Origin of the sequence: Xanthomarina sp. (genome assembly GCF_035306705.1) — a bacterium.
In the GTDB taxonomy this organism is placed as follows: Bacteria; Bacteroidota; Bacteroidia; order Flavobacteriales; family Flavobacteriaceae; genus Xanthomarina.
This window is the reverse complement of sequence record NZ_DATGNO010000003.1, coordinates 17901-35779: the sequence shown is the minus strand read 5'-3', so window position 1 is coordinate 35779 and position 17879 is coordinate 17901. Positions and strand designations below refer to the sequence as shown.

Annotated in this window: 24 protein-coding genes; all 24 read left to right on the top strand. The window is 33.8% G+C overall.

The window, feature by feature from the left end:
• Positions 1-693 (top strand): LpxL/LpxP family acyltransferase (locus tag VKY47_RS00300; RefSeq protein WP_324309276.1); only part of this gene is annotated, 693 nt, incomplete at its 5' end.
• Between the two features lie 10 nt (positions 694-703).
• Positions 704-1624, top strand: coding sequence for a dialkylrecorsinol condensing enzyme DarA (locus VKY47_RS00295; RefSeq protein WP_324309275.1), 921 nt, complete (start codon positions 704-706; stop codon positions 1622-1624).
• Positions 1625-1636: 12 nt separating this feature from the next.
• The gene (gene darB / locus VKY47_RS00290) at positions 1637-2770 is read left to right on the top strand and encodes a dialkylresorcinol biosynthesis protein DarB (protein WP_324309273.1); all 1134 of its coding nucleotides are present in this window, start codon (positions 1637-1639) and stop codon (positions 2768-2770) included.
• A gap of 1 nt (position 2771) precedes the next feature.
• Positions 2772-3203 carry a hotdog family protein gene (locus VKY47_RS00285; RefSeq protein WP_324309271.1) on the top strand — a complete coding sequence of 144 codons (432 nt, stop codon included), beginning with the start codon at positions 2772-2774 and terminating at the stop codon, positions 3201-3203.
• Positions 3203-3655: a hotdog family protein gene (locus VKY47_RS00280; RefSeq protein WP_324309269.1), complete on the top strand. Its 453-nt coding sequence runs from the start codon at positions 3203-3205 to the stop codon at positions 3653-3655. Before VKY47_RS00285 ends, VKY47_RS00280 begins: the two co-directional genes overlap by 1 nt.
• Before the next feature lie 7 nt (positions 3656-3662).
• A complete protein-coding gene (gene DarG / locus VKY47_RS00275; protein ID WP_324309267.1) occupies positions 3663-4073 on the top strand; it encodes a flexirubin biosynthesis protein DarG in 411 nt (136 codons plus the stop codon).
• The gene (gene darH, locus VKY47_RS00270; protein WP_324309265.1) at positions 4063-5061 is read left to right on the top strand and encodes a BtrH-related acyltransferase DarH; all 999 of its coding nucleotides are present in this window, start codon (positions 4063-4065) and stop codon (positions 5059-5061) included. The genes DarG and darH overlap by 11 nt, the downstream gene beginning before the upstream one ends.
• A 1-nt stretch (position 5062) precedes the next feature.
• Positions 5063-5806, top strand: coding sequence for an ABC transporter ATP-binding protein (locus tag VKY47_RS00265; protein ID WP_324309263.1), 744 nt, complete (start codon positions 5063-5065; stop codon positions 5804-5806).
• Positions 5799-7067 carry an ABC transporter permease gene (locus VKY47_RS00260; RefSeq protein ID WP_324309261.1) on the top strand — a complete coding sequence of 423 codons (1269 nt, stop codon included), beginning with the start codon at positions 5799-5801 and terminating at the stop codon, positions 7065-7067. The genes VKY47_RS00265 and VKY47_RS00260 overlap by 8 nt, the downstream gene beginning before the upstream one ends.
• On the top strand, positions 7045-7497 hold the full coding sequence (locus VKY47_RS00255) for an acyl-CoA thioesterase (protein ID WP_324309259.1): 453 nt from the start codon (positions 7045-7047) through the stop codon (positions 7495-7497). Before VKY47_RS00260 ends, VKY47_RS00255 begins: the two co-directional genes overlap by 23 nt.
• The gene (locus VKY47_RS00250; protein ID WP_324309257.1) at positions 7490-8638 is read left to right on the top strand and encodes a beta-ketoacyl-[acyl-carrier-protein] synthase family protein; all 1149 of its coding nucleotides are present in this window, start codon (positions 7490-7492) and stop codon (positions 8636-8638) included. Before VKY47_RS00255 ends, VKY47_RS00250 begins: the two co-directional genes overlap by 8 nt.
• 5 nt (positions 8639-8643) lie before the next feature.
• Positions 8644-9705: a methyltransferase gene (locus tag VKY47_RS00245; protein ID WP_324309255.1), complete on the top strand. Its 1062-nt coding sequence runs from the start codon at positions 8644-8646 to the stop codon at positions 9703-9705.
• A gap of 6 nt (positions 9706-9711) precedes the next feature.
• Positions 9712-10329 (top strand): 3-oxoacyl-ACP synthase, encoded by a 618-nt coding sequence (locus VKY47_RS00240; protein WP_324309253.1) that lies wholly within the window; start codon positions 9712-9714, stop codon positions 10327-10329.
• 1 nt (position 10330) lies between these two features.
• Positions 10331-10588 carry a phosphopantetheine-binding protein gene (locus tag VKY47_RS00235; RefSeq protein ID WP_324309251.1) on the top strand — a complete coding sequence of 86 codons (258 nt, stop codon included), beginning with the start codon at positions 10331-10333 and terminating at the stop codon, positions 10586-10588.
• A 148-nt stretch (positions 10589-10736) separates the two neighbouring features.
• Positions 10737-11939, top strand: coding sequence for a beta-ketoacyl-[acyl-carrier-protein] synthase family protein (locus VKY47_RS00230; RefSeq protein ID WP_324309249.1), 1203 nt, complete (start codon positions 10737-10739; stop codon positions 11937-11939).
• Positions 11940-11980: 41 nt separating this feature from the next.
• Positions 11981-13045, top strand: a complete 1065-nt coding sequence (locus tag VKY47_RS00225) for a beta-ketoacyl synthase N-terminal-like domain-containing protein (RefSeq protein ID WP_324309247.1) — start codon at positions 11981-11983, stop codon at positions 13043-13045.
• Positions 13039-13815, top strand: a complete 777-nt coding sequence (locus VKY47_RS00220; protein WP_324309245.1) for a polysaccharide deacetylase family protein — start codon at positions 13039-13041, stop codon at positions 13813-13815. Before VKY47_RS00225 ends, VKY47_RS00220 begins: the two co-directional genes overlap by 7 nt.
• Positions 13808-14425 carry a flexirubin biosynthesis/transport protein LolA2 gene (lolA2, locus tag VKY47_RS00215; protein WP_473964598.1) on the top strand — a complete coding sequence of 206 codons (618 nt, stop codon included), beginning with the start codon at positions 13808-13810 and terminating at the stop codon, positions 14423-14425. The genes VKY47_RS00220 and lolA2 overlap by 8 nt, the downstream gene beginning before the upstream one ends.
• The gene (gene lolB2 / locus VKY47_RS00210) at positions 14406-15017 is read left to right on the top strand and encodes a flexirubin biosynthesis protein LolB2 (RefSeq protein ID WP_324309241.1); all 612 of its coding nucleotides are present in this window, start codon (positions 14406-14408) and stop codon (positions 15015-15017) included. Before lolA2 ends, lolB2 begins: the two co-directional genes overlap by 20 nt.
• The gene (locus tag VKY47_RS00205) at positions 15014-15622 is read left to right on the top strand and encodes a porin family protein (protein ID WP_324309239.1); all 609 of its coding nucleotides are present in this window, start codon (positions 15014-15016) and stop codon (positions 15620-15622) included. Before lolB2 ends, VKY47_RS00205 begins: the two co-directional genes overlap by 4 nt.
• A gap of 38 nt (positions 15623-15660) precedes the next feature.
• Positions 15661-16269, top strand: coding sequence for an outer membrane beta-barrel protein (locus VKY47_RS00200; RefSeq protein ID WP_324309237.1), 609 nt, complete (start codon positions 15661-15663; stop codon positions 16267-16269).
• Between the two features lie 2 nt (positions 16270-16271).
• Complete coding sequence (locus VKY47_RS00195; RefSeq protein ID WP_324309235.1) at positions 16272-16637, top strand: ApeI family dehydratase; 366 nt, start codon at positions 16272-16274, stop codon at positions 16635-16637.
• 9 nt (positions 16638-16646) lie between these two features.
• The gene (locus VKY47_RS00190) at positions 16647-17147 is read left to right on the top strand and encodes a hypothetical protein (RefSeq protein ID WP_324309233.1); all 501 of its coding nucleotides are present in this window, start codon (positions 16647-16649) and stop codon (positions 17145-17147) included.
• A gap of 33 nt (positions 17148-17180) precedes the next feature.
• Positions 17181-17834 carry a hypothetical protein gene (locus VKY47_RS00185; RefSeq protein ID WP_324309231.1) on the top strand — a complete coding sequence of 218 codons (654 nt, stop codon included), beginning with the start codon at positions 17181-17183 and terminating at the stop codon, positions 17832-17834.
• The last annotated feature ends 45 nt before the right edge of the window (positions 17835-17879 follow it).

The window sequence follows — 17879 nt, the reverse complement described above, 5'->3', positions numbered from 1 at the left end:
TCCAAGACCAAAAGTCTTATTAATGTCTTTAAAAGCTATTATGTGTTTGGACAAACCATTTTAGACAAGATTGCTATTTCTTCAAACTTAAGCCATAAATTTACTTATGAATCGGATGGAGTTCATTTTATAAACGAGACTCTAAAACAGAAAAAAGGAGGGATTTTAATAAGTGCCCATGTTGGAAATTTTGAAATTTCAGAATACTTTTTCGGCGAATTGGAAGAAAATGCCTCCATAAGTCTTCTTACTACCGATATTGAACATACAGCTATAAAAGAGTATTTAGATAGCGTAAGAAAAAAATCGAATATTAAATTAATCATCATCAGAGATGATCTATCCCATATTTTTGAAGTCAATGCTGCCTTGGCTAGAAATGAAATTGTTTGCATTACAGGAGATCGTTATATTAAAGGTTCCAAATTTTTAACAGAAGAGCTTTTAGGCAAAGAAGCCAAGTTTCCAGCAGGCCCTTTTATGTTAGCATCCAGACTTAATGTACCGGTTTTGTTTGTTTACGTCATGAAAGAAACAAATAAACACTATCATTTATACGCTAGAAAATCGGAAGCAAAACATCGAGATGCCCAAGGCATACTAAAAGAATACACAGAAAGTTTGACTTGGATGCTGAAAAAACATCCTTTACAATGGTTTAATTATTTCGATTTTTGGAATGCCCTAAAATAAAAAAAAAGAAATGAAAGAAGTTTTAGTCATACATTATTCGCAATCTGGACAACTTACAGAAATTATAAATAATATTGTTTCGCCTTTAAAAAACAACGAAACAAATCTAACCTTTCTCAATATTGAAATGGAAACTCCATTTCCTTTTCCTTGGAATAAAAAAGAATTTTATGGTGTATTTCCAGAGACTTTTCTTCAAATACCCCAAAAAACCAAAGCAGTTCCAGAGGCCATTCTCAATAAAAAATACGATTTAATTATTTTTGGGTATGCCGTTTGGTACTTAACACCATCCTTACCAACTACATCTTTTTTAAACTCGGAAGACGCGAAGAAACTGTTTGCCCACACACCAATAATAACGGTCATTGGATGCAGAAATATGTGGATTATGGCTCAGGAAAAAATGAAGAAAAAACTTCAAGAACTTCAAGCTAAATTGGTTGGAAACATTGTTCTTGTAGATAGGCACATCAATCATATAAGCGTGATTACCATAGCCCAATGGATGTTTTCCGGCAAAAAAGAACGCTTTTTGGGCATATTTCCTAAACCCGGAGTCGCACAAAAAGATATTGACGCCTCGGTTAAGTTTGGTCCTATTATTAAAAGCCATCTTTTAAAGAATAATTACACTACCTTACAACCAGATTTATTAGAAGCAGATGCTGTAAAAATTAAACCATTTTTAATCACTGTGGATAAGCGTGCAAATGTAATTTTCTCTAAATGGGCCGGTTTAATTCAATCCAAAGGAGATAAAAACAATCCAAAACGGCAGTTATTCGTTAAAATGTTTAATTATTACCTTTTATTTGCTATTTGGATTATTGCACCTATAGTATTTATCTTATTTTTGTTGACTTATTTGCCTTTATACGGGAAATTAAAAAAGGAAAAAACATACTATGCATCGGTTGCATTAAAATAGAAGGTTTTAAAAATGAAGGAAGTTTATATTACTAAAATATCAAAGTTTTTACCAAATCGCCCCATTAGTAACGACGAAATGGAAGATAAATTAGGAATTATCGATGGGAAGACCTCTAAAGGAAGACGCATTGTTTTACGTAACAATCAGATAAAAACTAGGTATTACGCCTTAGATGATCATGGAAATATAACTCATAACAATGCCCAGTTAACCAAGGAAGCTATTGTAAAGTTATACGACGAGAACTTAAAACCTGAGGATATTGAATTATTATCTTGTGGTACATCGAGTCCAGATCAAATTCTGCCTTCTCATGCAGCTATGGTCCATGGCTTTTTGAAAAATGGAAATACTGAAATAAATTCGCCATCTGGAGCATGTTGCTCTGGAATGAATGCCTTAAAATATGGATTTTTAGCCGTTAAAGCTGGACAAACACAAAATGCTGTTTGTACAGGTTCTGAACGCACCTCTTCTTGGATGAAATCGGACACTTTTGAAGACGAGTTAAAACACCTAAACACACTTGAAGACAATCCTATATTAGCTTTTAATAAAGATTTTTTACGTTGGATGCTTTCTGATGGAGCTGGTGCAGTTTTATTGGAAAACAAACCTAACGGAGAACTTCCTATTAAAATTGATTGGATGGAAGGCTACTCATACGCTCACGAATTGGAAGCTTGTATGTATGCCGGAGCAGATAAATTGGAATCTGGATTTTTAAAACCGTGGAGTGAATATCCTTCAGAAGAATGGAGTAAAAAATCCTTATTTGCCATGAAACAAGATGTCAAGCTTTTAGGCGAAAACATTCTTGTAAAAGGTGTAGATAGCTTAAAAATGGCTATGGATAAACATGGTGTAAAACCTGAAGATATAGACTATTACCTACCACATATTTCTTCTTATTATTTTAAAGATAAATTATATGAAGAAATGGTAAAACAAGGGGTGGAAATTCCTTGGGAAAACTGGTTTATGAATTTAACGAAAGTTGGAAATGTAGGTGCCGCTTCTATCTATATCATGTTAGAAGAATTAAAAAATTCAGGAAAACTTAAAAAAGGAGATAAGATCTTGCTTTCTGTTCCAGAAAGTGCGCGTTTTGCTTATGCTTATGCGCTTTTAACAGTTTGTTAAAATGATACAGCAACAATTACCAATAACCGATATTACTCATTTAATTCCCCAAAAATCACCCTTTGTTATGGTGGATAGCTTGTTGGATTTTAAAGAGAACCAAGTAGTATCATCTTTTAAAATAAAAGAAGACAATTTGTTTTTAAAAAACAATAGTTTGTTAGAATCGGGACTCATTGAAAACATGGCCCAAACTGTGGCATTGCACACAGGATTTGACTTTTTTCTTAAAAATGAACAAGCCCCAACAGGATATATCGGCTCTATAAAAAAAGTAGAGATTTTAAAATTACCTGTTCTAAACGATATCATTACAACCAAAGTTGAAATTTTACACGAGTTTGATGGGATTACTATGGTTGCAGTAAAAGTATTTAATGCAATTAATGAAGAGATAGCCTCTGGCGAAATGAAAACTGTTATTGCTCGCTAATGGATTTTCACGAATTAGACATAAAGAAATTTTTACCTCATCGTCCTCCTTTTTTAATGGTGGACCACGTATTGACTATCGACGATGAACATGTTTCTACCTCCTTCACCATAAAACCTGAATGTATCTTTAACGAACAAGGGGTTTTTAATGAAGCAGGCATGATAGAAAATGCTGCGCAAACCTGTTCTTCCATCGTTGGAAAAAGCTATTTTGATGAAGGCGATTTAGAAGGCAAGTCTGCAAAACTAATCGGGTTTATTAGTGCTATAAAAAAAATAACCATTAGTTCTTGCGCTAAAGTTGGCGCAACCATAACAACAAAAGCTTTTATAAAATCCCGTCTTAATACCGATCAATTCACCATGTGTGCCATTGATTGTTTTATATCTGAAAATGGTACAGAATTATTATCTTGTGAGATCAATTTGGTGATTCAGGAACTGAAATAAATTCGACATGAAAAAAGATGAAGTCCCTCAAGATAAAAGCAATTTAGAGTCTGCCAATTTTAAAGAATTGTGTTATGCTGTGGATGAGAATGGCGAATACACAACCGTTAATAGTTCTGGTTGGGACCCTAAAACTATTGCTTTAAACCAGGCTATCGAAGACATCAACCAACGCGTTGAAGATGCTAAAAAACGGGTTTTAAACCACCAAACCAGTCCCATAGAATATTATATGGAATTTCATAAAATGGATCTTCCAATTTTGGCTAGTTATGTTAGCATGTGGAAATGTCGTGTAAAAAGACATTTTAAACCTAAGGTATTCGAGAAATTATCCAAAAACATCTTACAGAAATATGCGGATACTTTCGACATAAGTATCGAGCAATTAAAAAATATTGAAGGTCATGGAAATTAGTTTCACACATCATCAATCTGCACATTGCGAAAACGGTGTGATTTCTAATTTAATGAAGCATCACGGCTATCAGGTTAGCGAACCGATGGCTTTTGGAATTGGCTCTGGCCTGCTATTTTGCTATATTCCTTTTTTAATGGTTAACCATGCGCCTGCCTTTACATATAGAGCTCTGCCTGGAATTATTTTTAAGCGTTTTGCCAAACGTGTTGGTATAAAAATTAAACGCGAAAAATTTAAAAGTCCGCAACAAGCCAAAACCCGATTAGACGAAAATTTAAAGAATAACAATCCTGTTGGACTACAAGTTGGGGTGTATAATTTGGTGTATTTTCCAGATGAATATCGTTTTCATTTTAACGCCCATAATTTAGTAGTTTACGGAAAAGAAAACGACACCTATTTAATTAGCGATCCGGTTATGGAAACCGTAACAACGTTAACCGATAAGCAATTAGAAAAAGTGCGTTTTGCAAAAGGTGCTTTCGCTCCAAAAGGACATATTTATTACCCAGTCGATTTCCCTAAAGAGTTAGATTTAGAAAAAGCCATTATTAAAGGTATCAAGCATACCTGCAAAGACATGCTTGCTCCCATTCCTGTTTTAGGCGTAAAAGGCATTAGATATACGGCCAAACTTATTAGAAAGTGGCCAAAGAAAAAAGGGGTTAAAAAAGCCAATCATTACTTAGGTCAAATAGTTAGGATGCAGGAAGAAATTGGAACCGGTGGTGGTGGTTTTAGATATATTTTTGCTGCGTTTTTACAAGAATCCAGTAAAATTTTAAATAAACCAGAGCTTTCGGAACTTTCTAAAGAAATGACAGCTATTGGCGATTTATGGCGCGATTTTGCCGTAGATGCTTCAAGGATTTACAAAAATCGAAGTGCTAAAGAAGATGCTTATAACCATGTGGCAACACAGTTGGAAGTTATCGCAGATAAAGAAGAGGTATTCTTTAAAAAATTAAGGAAAGCAATCAAATAAGATGATCAACATTGAGCACGTTTCTAAAAAATATAAAAATGCAGATAATTATTCCTTATCTAACTTAGACCTGCTCATTCACGAAAAGGAAATCTTTGGTTTATTAGGGCCTAATGGCGCTGGTAAAACCACACTTATTTCTATTTTATGTTCGCTTATTAAACCTACTTCAGGGTCGTTTTCAATTGGCGGAATGACCTATCAAAAAAACAAAAACCAACTCAAGCAACTTATCGGCATCGTACCTCAAGAATATGCTTTATATCCAACGCTTACGGCCTACGAAAATTTAAAGTATTTTGGAAGTATGTATGGTTTGAAAGGAAAAGTTCTTGACGAAAAAATAAATAAATACTTAGAACATTTAGGGCTTTTAGCCTTTGCACATAAAAAAATTGACACTTTTTCTGGTGGAATGAAACGTCGTATTAATTTAATTGCAAGCATCCTTCACGATCCAAAAGTGTTGTTTTTGGATGAACCAACCGTGGGTGTAGATGTACAGTCTAAAAACGTAATTATTGAATTCCTACAGGAATTAAACAACAACGGAACTACCATTATTTATACCTCGCACCACTTAAACGAAGCTGAAACCTTTTGTACTCGAGTAGCCATAATAGATCATGGGAAATTAATAATAAAAGGAAAACCTAAGGAATTAATCGACCAAACTGAGGGTTCGCATAATCTAGAAGATGTTTTTATAAGTTTAACCGGAAAAGCCTTAAGAGATCATGCATAAATTAATGGCTTCGGCACGAAAGGAGTTTTTATTGCTAATACGAGATATTGGAGGAATTGCCATACTTTTTGTTATGCCTTTGATATTGATTGTAACCATTACCTTAATTCAAGACAGTACGTTTAAAACAGTTACCGATGCTAAAATTCCCATTCTAGTTGTAAATAACGATCATGGAAATGTGTCTGAAACCATTATGGAAGGTTTAAAAGAATCGAATGCGTTTGAAGTCATTCTTAATGAAAGTGAAGAGAATTCCAAAGACCTTGTTTTTAAAGGAAAATACCAATTAGCTATTGTTATTCCTGAAAATTTGAGTTCTGGTTTGGAACAAAAAGTTGCTCATAATGTTGATGGTATTATTGCTAAATTTGGCTTGGAAGAAGAAAAAAACACTTCTCCAAAAGCTATTGTTCATAGTAAAGAAGTTAAACTTTACTTCGATCCTGCCACACAAATATCCTTTAAAAGCTCTGTAAAAAATGGCATTGATAAAATGGTGTCAAAAATTGAAACACAATCCATTTACAAAGCATTTCAAGAGCAAATAACCGACGATCCAACAGAGGCCATTTTCGAAACCGAAAACTTTATCACTTTTAAAGAAATTCTTCCAAAGGAAAATAATAAAGAACTGATTCCTAACTCAGTGCAACACAATGTACCTGCTTGGACTCTATTCGCTATATTTTTTATAATTGTCCCACTTTCAATCAATATAGTAAAGGAAAAAAGTCAAGGAACTTTTGTGAGATTACGCACCAATCCGGTGTCTTACACCACAGTGTTAGGTGGAAAAACCCTTGTTTATTTAGTGGTTTGCCTTGTTCAATTTGTTTTGATGTTATCGGTTGGTGTATTTTTATTTCCTGCTATTGGCCTACCAACCTTGGACATTTCCGGGAGATTGCCCTTGTTATTTGTTGTGGCAATTTTTGCAGGACTAGCAGCTATTGGTTTGGGATTATTATTAGGAACCATTGCAAAAACCCAAGAACAATCCGCACCTTTTGGAGCCACATTTGTGGTTATTTTAGCAGCTCTTGGCGGGGTTTGGGTGCCTGTTTTTATCATGCCTAAATTCATGCAAACACTCTCTAATATTTCGCCAATGAATTGGGGCTTAAATGCTTTTTACGACGTATTTTTGCGTCAAGGTTCTTTATTGGATATATTACCAGAAATTAGCCTGCTATTCTTGTTTTTTATAGCAACCACACTAATTGCCATTGTTTATAATGAAAAGAAAAACACCGTTTAAACCAAAAGAAATTACGCACACAAGTCAAGTACGAGTACGCTTTGTGGAAACAGACCCTTTAGGTATTGTTTGGCATGGCAATTATATTCAGTATTTCGAGGATGGCAGAGAAGATTTTGGCAGACATCATGGCATTTCTTATTTAGATCAAAAAGAATATGGTTTTGCTACTCCCGTTGTAAAATCGAGTACAGATCATAAACTGCCTTTACGTTATGGAGACATTGCAACTGTTAAAACTATTTATGTAGATAGTTTGGCAGCCAAAATGGTGTTCCGATATGAAATCTATAACCAAAACAACCAATTGGTTTGTACAGGTCAAACCATTCAAGTGTTTGTGGATAAAATTGGAGAAGGTGATTTATGGTTAACCATACCTTCCTTTTTTATGGATTGGAAGAAAAATGTAGGCTTATTGGATGAGTAAAACATACGTGTCATATAATAACATTATTTCTTCACTTGGTTTTAATAGTGAAACAGTTGTGGATAATATCCACAACGAAGTTTCTGGTTTGCAATTAATTGAAAACCTCAAAGTTCTTCCAGAGCCTTTTTATTCCGCATTGATTTCTTCTGAAAAACTAGAAGAAACTTTTCAAAAGCTTCAGCCCAAGAAAGCATATACGCGTTTGGAAAAAATGATGATCAGCTCTTTAAATGAAGTTATTAAAACCTCCAATCTTGAATTAACCGAGCGTGTTGGTTTAATTATTTCAACAACAAAAGGCAATGTAGATGCTTTAGATGACACTAGTCCATTTCCAAAGGACCGTGCTTATTTAAGTGAATTAGGAAAGCATATTAAAGAGTTTTTCAATTTTAAAAATGATGCTATTGTTGTTTCAAATGCCTGTGTTTCTGGTATTTTGGCAGTAGCAATTGCAAAAAGATATATTCAGCAAAATACCTACGACCATGTATTTGTTGTAAGTGGCGATGTGGTAACCGAATTTATTCTATCTGGTTTCAATTCGTTTCAAGCTTTAAGTCATGAACCCTGTAAACCTTATGATAAAAATAGAACTGGAATCAATATTGGCGAAGTAGCTGCAAGTGCTTTAATCACTAATAATTCTAAAAATCTTTCAAAAGAAGCTGTAGAAATTCTTGGGGAAAGTTCTTGTAACGATGCCAACCATATTTCTGGTCCTTCCAGAACTGGTGAGGGTTTGTACAGAAGTATGAAATCTGCTTTGGAGCAAGCTAACTTAACTGCTAAAGACATCGATTATATTTCTGCACACGGCACAGCTACTTTGTTTAACGACGAGATGGAAGCTATTGCCATAAACAGATTGCAATTACAACATGTGCCCTTAAATAGTTTGAAAGGCTATTTTGGACATACCTTAGGAGCTTCTGGATTATTGGAAACCATAATTGGTATGTACTCCTTATATAATAATACACTTTACGCGTCCAAAGGCTTTGAAACCTTGGGGGTTTCGCAACCTATCCATGTAATTAAAAAAACCACATCCAAAGAATTAAATACCTTTTTAAAAACCGCTTCAGGTTTTGGAGGTTGTAATACCGCCATCATATTTAAAAAAATAACAAATTAAAAATCATGTCTAAAAACCCTATAAAAGCTATAGATGCCATTCAGGAAGCACAAAAAATTGCTTTTGCTCCCTTTATATTCCAAGCCGTTGTTTCATTACGAAAACTTGGCATATTCGATCTTATTTTCGAAAGAAGAAAAAAAGGAGGTATCTCGATAGAAGACATTGCAAAACAATTATCTCTTAGCACTTATGGCGTAGGTGTTTTATTGGAAATTGCTGAAAGTTCCGATATAGTTTCAAAAGACGAAAACAATCACTATGAGTTAACTACCATTGGATATTATTTAAATTCCCACAAAACGGTAGATGTTAATATCAACTTTACACAAGAAGTTTGTTATAAAGGATTGTTTCATTTGGATGAAGCTATTAAAACAGGAAAACCAGCAGGATTAAAAGAATTAGGAGATTGGAGCACTATTTACGAAGGCTTGTCGAAATTAACGCCAAACGTCCAAAAAGCTTGGTTTGAGTTCGATCATCATTATTCAGACGATGTGTTTCAGGAAGCTCTGGAAACTGTTTTTAGAAACAACCCAAAAACCATATACGATGTAGGTGCAAACACTGGAAAATTCACAATTAGTGGTAGCAAACACAACGATACTGTTTCCATAAAAATGGTGGATTTACCAGGACAGTTACAAATTGCTCTTGAAAATGTGGCTGAAGCTGGTTTTGCAGATCGCGTAACACATCATGAAATAGATTGGTTGACTGAAAACCCAGAATTACCTAAAGGTGCTGATACCATTTGGATGAGTCAGTTTTTAGATTGTTTTTCTGAAGATGAAATTCTAACCATTTTAAAAGCTTGCGCAGCAGCAGTAAACGACGATGGAGAAATCCTTATTATGGAAACATTTACAGATCGTCAACGTTTTGATAATGCCAAGTTTATACTTGAAGCTACGTCACTTTACTTTACAGTTATGGCCAATGGAAACTCTAAAATGTATCCCGCTAAAGTTTTTATGAAACTAATTGACCAAGCAGGATTAGAACTTAAAGAAGATATTGCCGTTGGAGAATATCACACCATTCTGGTTTGCAAAAAAAAATAACCGATAATGAATACTTCCTATAACATATCATCCTATTGTCGCATAAAGAACCATCAAGTTTCTTTAAATGGGACTGTTATATTTAGTGAAGAACCTTCTAGTTTTCCAGAGTTTATAAAAGCCGCATATAAAGCCCAAAACACCAATTATCCGAAGTTTTTTAAAATGGATAATTTAAGTAAGTTGGCATTTTTAGCAGCAGATATTTTACTTAAAAACGAGTCGCTAGATTCAGAAATGGAGAATAACATTGCTTTAGTTTTTTCTAATAAAGCATCCAGTTTGGATACGGATGTCTTACATCAAAAAGCCATTCAGCACAAAGACACCTATTTTCCTAGTCCAGCCGTTTTTGTATACACCTTACCCAATATTTGTCTCGGGGAGATAAGTATTAAATATAAGCTATATACTGAGAATAGTTTTTTTATCTTTGAACGTTTTAATGCCGACCATTTGTTTGCATATTCAAACAGTTTGTTAGATACAAATAAAGCAGAATCAGTACTTTGTGGTTGGGTAGAATTAGAAGGAGAGAATTACGAAGCCTTTTTATATTTAATTTCAAAAGAAGGCAACATAGAACATAATAAACAGAACATAATAACATTATATAATACATAATATGGAAGCTTTAAAACAAGAATTAAAAGAGAACATTATCGAGCAATTAAACCTTGAAGACATGACTGTCGAGGATATTGCAGATGATGATATGCTGTTTGGTGATGGTTTGGCCTTAGATTCAATTGATGCTTTAGAATTAATTGTGATGCTAGATAAAAACTACGGTATCAAATTGACCGATCCAAAAGAAGGTCGTGCTATTTTTGAGTCTATCAATACCATGGCAGCTTATATTACGGAGCATAGAGCTAAATAGTTGTATTCCTGCGCCTGCCTATCGATAGACAGGAAAGCAGGAATCTCATTGTTAAAACATAAAATTTACCACGAACCTGACGGCAAGGAAGATTCGTGGTAAAAAAGAAGTAGCAAATTAAAAGATTCCTGCTTTCGCAGGAAGTTATATGAGCAAAGGAGTCGCAATTACCGGAATGGGAATTATATCTGCTATTGGAAACAATGTCGCAGAAAATTTTCAGTCGCTTGTGGAAGCTAAAAAAGGAATTTCAAGAGTTTCTAAAATAGATACCATCCATAAAGATGAGATTATGGTAGGCGAAATTGCTTTCACCAATTCAGAATTAGAACAAATTTTAGGTTTAGCAGCAGATAACAATTATTCCAGAACCTGTTTTCTTGGTTCAATTGCTGCAAAAGAAGCTGTAGAAAATGCTGGAATTAAAGATATCAACGCTTATAAAACAGGGTTGATTTCTGCAACTAGTGTTGGAGGTATGGATATGACCGAAAAGTACTATTATGAGTACCTAGAAATCGGCGCCCATCGCAAATATATTGCCAGCCATCATGCTGGAGATTCCACTCAAAAAATAGCCGAACAATTAGGTATAGATAAAAGTTTAGTTACAACTATTAGCACGGCTTGCTCCTCGGCTGCAAATGCCATTATGTTAGGAGCCAGACTTATTAAATCTGGGCAATTGGATCGAGTTGTTGTTGGAGGCTCGGACTGCATGTCCAAATTCACCATTAACGGCTTTAAAACCTTGATGATTCTTTCAGACACGTACAACGCTCCCTTCGATGAAAACAGGAAAGGCCTAAATTTAGGGGAAGCTGCCGCTTTCCTGGTTTTGGAATCTGATGCCGTTGTAAAAGCTGAAAACAAAACTGTTTTGGCTTATGTAAAAGGTTATGGCAATGCCAACGATGCCTTTCATCAAACAGCCTCGTCAGACCATGGAGATGGCGCTACTTTGGCTATGGAGAAAGCACTTGAAGTTGCTGGATACACGGCTAAAGACATCGATTACATCAATGCACATGGAACCGCAACTGGTAATAACGATTTATCTGAAGGACGTGCGATAATTCGAGTTTTTGGAGAACATGTTCCAGAATTCAGTTCCACAAAAGCATATACCGGACACACCTTAGCTGCTGCCGGAGCCATTGAAGCCGTATATTCCATTTTAGCTTTACAAAACAACGTGATTTATCCGAACCTGAATTTTAAAACCCAGATGAAAGAATTCGGCATCACACCTGAATTGGAACTTAAAGAAAAAACGTTACGTACAGTCATGTCAAATTCCTTTGGTTTTGGAGGGAATTGTTCGACGGTTATTTTTTCGAAAGAGCAATAAATAATTCTTAAATTAGATTCCTGCTTTCACAGGAAGTTAACATGAAAAAAGTCTACATCAATAGTATCTCGAGTATTTCTGCTCAAAAAACCTTTGACAATTCGGAGTTTCTGGACGAGGTTATTATTCATAAAAACCCTGTTATTTTTGCTGTAGAACCTAATTATAAAGATTATATTCCTCCTGCTGCCGCTAGACGCATGGCAAAAGGAATTAAAATGGGGGTTTCTGCTTCTAAAATGGCTTTACACGAGGCTGGTTTGGATCAGGTTGACGCTATTATAACTGGAACAGGAATGGGTTGTGTACGCGATTCTGAAAAGTTTTTAAGTGGTATTATAGATAATAACGAACAGTTTTTAACGCCAACATCTTTTATTCAATCCACGCACAATACGGTTGGCGGACAAATAGCTTTAGAACTACAATGCAAAGGCTATAACTTTACCTATGTCCACTCTAGCAATTCGTTCGAGTCGGCTTTGTTGGATGCCAAACTTCAATTGGAATTAGATGAAGCACAAACTATTCTAATTGGCGGGGTGGATGAATTAGGAGATCACACGACCGAATTAAACAAAATCATTCATCATATTAAGCATGAAGACATTTCTTCTACAGAACTTTTAAACTCTAAAACCAAAGGAACTGTTTATGGCGAAGGCGCTAATTTCTTTGTCTTATCCAATAAAAAACAAGACTCTTCTTATGCTGAAGTTGTTGCAGTAAGCATACTCAACACCTTGCCTCTAGAAGAAGTAATAGAAACAGCTTTACAGTTTTTAACAGAAAACAATCTTAGTGTTGAAGATATTGACGCACTTATTTTAGGTAATAATGGCGATGTAGAATTTGATGGGTATTACAACCAATTAACCTCAAATATTTTCAACAAGACCCAACAAATTTGTTACAAACATCTTATTGGAGAATTTAATACAGCCTCGCCATTTGGAGTCTGGATCGCTTCAAAAGTATTTAAAAAACAACGTATTCCTGAAATCCTAAAATGGAACAATCCTGGAACTTCCACTTTTAAATACATCCTGCTATATAACCAGTATCGTGGAGAAAACCATAGTTTCACTTTACTTAAAACATGCTAAATTTTAAAACAGTAAACAACTTGATACTTCTTGTTTTAACAAGTTTAATAGTCGCTTACTTTTTAATTGACATGTCTTTTTGGTGGTTTGCTTTATTAGGGCTTTTATGGTTTCTCCTTACAGCTTTTGGCTCTGGATTAATTGGTTGGAACTATCATATCCATGCTCTTAACAACAACCCTAATATTCCAGAAAACCAAGTGGCCCTCACTTTCGACGATGGTCCCAATGCTAATTATACACCTCAAGTTTTAGATCTCTTAAAAAGACACCAAGCCAAAGCCACGTTTTTCTGTGTGGGATTGCAAATAGAAAATCACCCAGAAATTTTCAACAGCATTATAAAAGAAGGACATACCGTTGGAAATCATACCTATTCCCACAATAATATGTTTGGTTTTTTTAGCACCAAACAAGTCATTGAAGAATTAGAGCAAACCAATAAGCTTGTTTTAGAAAAAACGGGTTTAAAATTAAATTTATATAGACCTGCTTTTGGAGTAACAAATCCAAGAATTAAAAAGGCTTTGAAAGCAACCAAACTTCATGCCATTGGCTGGAACAAACGCAGTTTGGACACAACTGGTTTAAGCAAGGAAACCATTTTAAAACGTGCTTCAAAAGATTTAAAAAAAGGCGATGTTATTTTACTTCACGATTCGAGTGAAAAAACCTTATGGGTTTTGGAACAGTTATTGCTAATTTTACAAAAGCAAAATTTACAGGCTGTAACTGTTGATAGCTTATTTAATATAGAACCTTATGCGTAATTTCGTTTTTATTTTATTTTTTATATCTCTTGCAGTTCAGGCACAAACAAAAATGTCTGTTACAGAAGCCGAGAGTCTAAAGACCTTGGTAAAACAACAAGCTTTAACTACCAAAACCATATCTAGTAATTTTACCCAATACAAACATTTAGACTTTTTATCTAACGATATTGTTAGCAAAGGAAAACTAGCTTTTAAAACGCCAGACTTAGTAAAATGGGAATATACTGATCCATATAACTACGTCATAATTTTTAAAAATGAAACCCTTTTTATTAACGACGAAGGCAAAAAAAACCAAGTAAATATGGGTTCTAACAAATTGTTTAAAGAATTAAATGGTTTAATAATAAACAGTATTAAAGGAGATATGTTTGATGACGAAGCCTTCGACATTACTTACTTTAAAAAGGATAAAAACAGTCAAGTACACTTTATTCCAAAGGATAAAAAATCATCAAAATTTATTTCTGAATTTCAAATAACATTCAACGAAAAAGGCGATGTTTTGGAAGTAAAAATGATAGAACTTTCAGGAGATTTCACCAAAATTGTTTTCAACAATAAAGAATTAAACAAACCTCTTGCTGATGCGATTTTTACTAATTAGTCTTTGTTTTTTAGTGGTTTCCTGTGGTAGCTATCCTAAAAAACAAAACTTCAAAGCAGATAATCCAGCTACTAAAAATATCGAAAATCCTTATTTTTCAGATGGGAGCCTAGATTATGTTTATAAAGCATCTATCGATGTTTATGACAGAAATTTTAGTGGCCTTTTAATCATAAAAAAAATAGCAGAAAAAGAACATCGGGTGGCTTTTACGACAGAAATGGGAAACAAGATGTTCGATTTCACCTTTATTGAAGATGATTTTAAAGTAAATTTCATTTTAGATGAACTCAATAAAAAAATACTCATCAACATCTTAAAAAAGGATTTTAAAGTTTTAGTTACAGAGAATTTAATAGTTTCTAACAGCTATTCCAATAACGAGATTGATGTTTTGGAAACCTCCATTTTCAATAAGAAACATTACTATTTCATTGAAGACTCTCAACTCACTCAAGTTGTTAATACTAAAAATGGGAAAGAAAAGGTTCTGTTTTTATTTTTAAAAATAAATAATCATCTTGCAAGCCAAATCGAAATTAAACACAGTAATATTAAACTAACCATCAACCTAAAATCTATTACCCAATGAAAAACCTACTTTTAGCGATTACATTTATTTCAATTAGCCTACCATCATTCTCTCAAGTAAAAGTTAGCCCAGGATTACGTATGGGTTTGAATGCTTCTAATATTTCAAACCATTACAATTCTGAAAGAGTTCTAGGTTTTAATGGAGCCATGTTTGTCAATATTCACTTTGCTCGTTTTTACGAATTACAACCAGAAATAAGTTATTCCAATCAAGGTTATAATGGAAAACAATCCCAGTTTTTAAGTCCGTTCGACCCCTTAATTACAATTTCTGATGAACAAGTTAAAACCCATTATTTAGGACTTTCTATTGCAAATAAATTCTTTGTTATACCAGATTTAGGCTTGCATTTTATAGTTGGTCCTAGTTTGGAGATTAATGTTTCAGATAATGCTTATTATGATGTTACTCCAATTGACCTATCTGTATTTGGAGGTATTGGCTACGAATTCCCAATGGGATTAGGTCTTGAAGCAAGATATAAACAAGGACTTATTGATGTTAGAGATGGTTATTATGACTATTATTACGATGACTATAACGGAAATCTTAAATTAAATTCTGTTTTTCAGTTTTCTGTTTATTATAAATTTGGCATGTAATTTGTCTTTGAAGAACATCTATGACTAATCTTAAATACATGAAAAACCTACTGCTATCCATCTGTTTTATTTTTGTTGCAAGCATCTCCTTTTCTCAATCTAAAAAAGGAATTGGTTTTCGTGGAGGTGTCAATATTTCTAAATTAACCAATGCCAATTTAGAGCATAAAACAAACGCTTATTTTGGGATATTTTATCAGACAAGAATCTCAGACTTCTATGCGCTTCAACCCGAATTAGGATATTCCAATCAAGGTGGAAAAACAAAAAATGAAGGTTTAGTTTATGTGGAATATATAACCCTTGGTGTTACTAATAAATTCTTTCCATCTCCAGATTTGGGCTTATATATGTTGGCAACTCCGGGCTTTGATTTTGATATAGATGATACGCCAATTGGATTGGCAAACCGAAACGGAAATAGTGGAAATGATGCAACTTTTATAGATTTCAACTTCTCTTTTGGTTTTGGAATGGAGTTTAAAAATGGCTTGTCCATAGAAGCTCGTTATAAACAAGGTTTGGTAGATGTTTATTCAAGTTCATTTCATAATTTTGAATCACAATTATATGAAGACAGAAACCAGTTTAACTCAGTTTTTCAAATTGGTCTGGCTTATAAATTTAATTTAAGTAAAAAAGATTAGGTATGTTATTAAAAGATTTTTACACAATAAACTCGCTTACTGTGGTCGAAAATTTAGCAACTGCTAAAATTACCATTAACAAAGACCACGAGATTTTTAAAGGGCATTTTCCTGGAAATCCAATAACTCCAGGAGTTTGTATGATGCAGATAATTAAAGAATTGACCGAGCAAATTGTCGATAAAAAACTCTTTATGGAATCGTCCAGCAATGTGAAGTTTATGGCGATTATCAATCCGGAATTAACACCAAATTTAGTGTTGGAATTAGATATTACAGAATCCGAAAATGGTTATAAAGTTAAAAACAACACGACTTTTGACGATACTGTGGCATTAAAATTGACTAATAATTATATAGTCATCTAAAACAATCTTATGGTAAAGCTTTTATCGATTTTCATTTTCATGACAGGTCTTTTTACACTTTCTCAAAATTTGAGCGAAGTTCGTGTAGCCTATAAAGAAGCTGCCCAAGACAAAGAAAAAGTATTGACTTTTTACGACATGCTTATAGATGTCAACAAAGAAAACAATGTCGCTTTAGTTGCATATAAGGGTGCTGCCATTGCCCTAAAAGCGAAGTATGCCGAAACTTTAAAAGATAAAAAGGAAGGTTTTGTTGAAGGGGTTTCATATATCGAATTTGCCATAGAAAAAGAACCAAATGCCATAGAACCCAGATTTATTAGATTGGGAATTCAAGAAAACACCCCTAAAATCTTGAAATATAAAGACCATATTGAAGGCGATAAACTCTTTTTATTGAAACAATATCAATACATCTCTTCAGAAAATTTAAAAGGACATATAAAAGACTATATTTTACAATCTAAAGTCTTTACGGCCGAAGAAAAACGAAGCATCAGCAACCCATAACTATTACTAATCACCAACAACCTACCACAATACATGAAAAACATTACATGTCTATTACTTTTCTTTTTTACACTTTTCGCTGCTGCACAAGATGTCATTATCACTTCAAATAATGAAGAAATTTCAGCTAAGGTTGAAGAAATTCATATTGAAACCATTTCCTATAAAAGATTTGATAACCTATCAGGACCTTCTTATCACATAAAAAAATTGGAAGTATCTAAAATTATTTTTGAAAATGGAAACATTGAAACGTTTGAAGAAGCATCAGATGCCGATGAAAGCTCAATTTCCTTAGAAGAAACTGAAGCTTTTTTATTAGAATACATAGGAAAATATTGCTACGACCATAATGGGTATTTAAAAAACGGGTACAAAGCAAAAATTGAAGGAGATTATTTAAGATTAACCCTGCTAAACAAGGATAAATCTAAAGAAATAAGTAGTTATTTATACAATTTTAAAAACGTATACTCCTTTAGAAGACCAGATGTAAGAGATGGAGATCTTGCCTATTTAAATTTACATGTTCCTGTTCTAATCAACGAAAAAAAAGATAAATGGGAAAGACAAAAATTGGTTATAAGTGTGGAAGGTCATGATAAAGCCGAATCCATTATAAATGCTTTAAAACATTATAACTACCTACTTAAAAATAAAAGCAAAGATCCGGGTCAGAAATTTTAGTCTTAATTATTTACGGCATCCCACTAAATAAGAAGAAAAATCAGT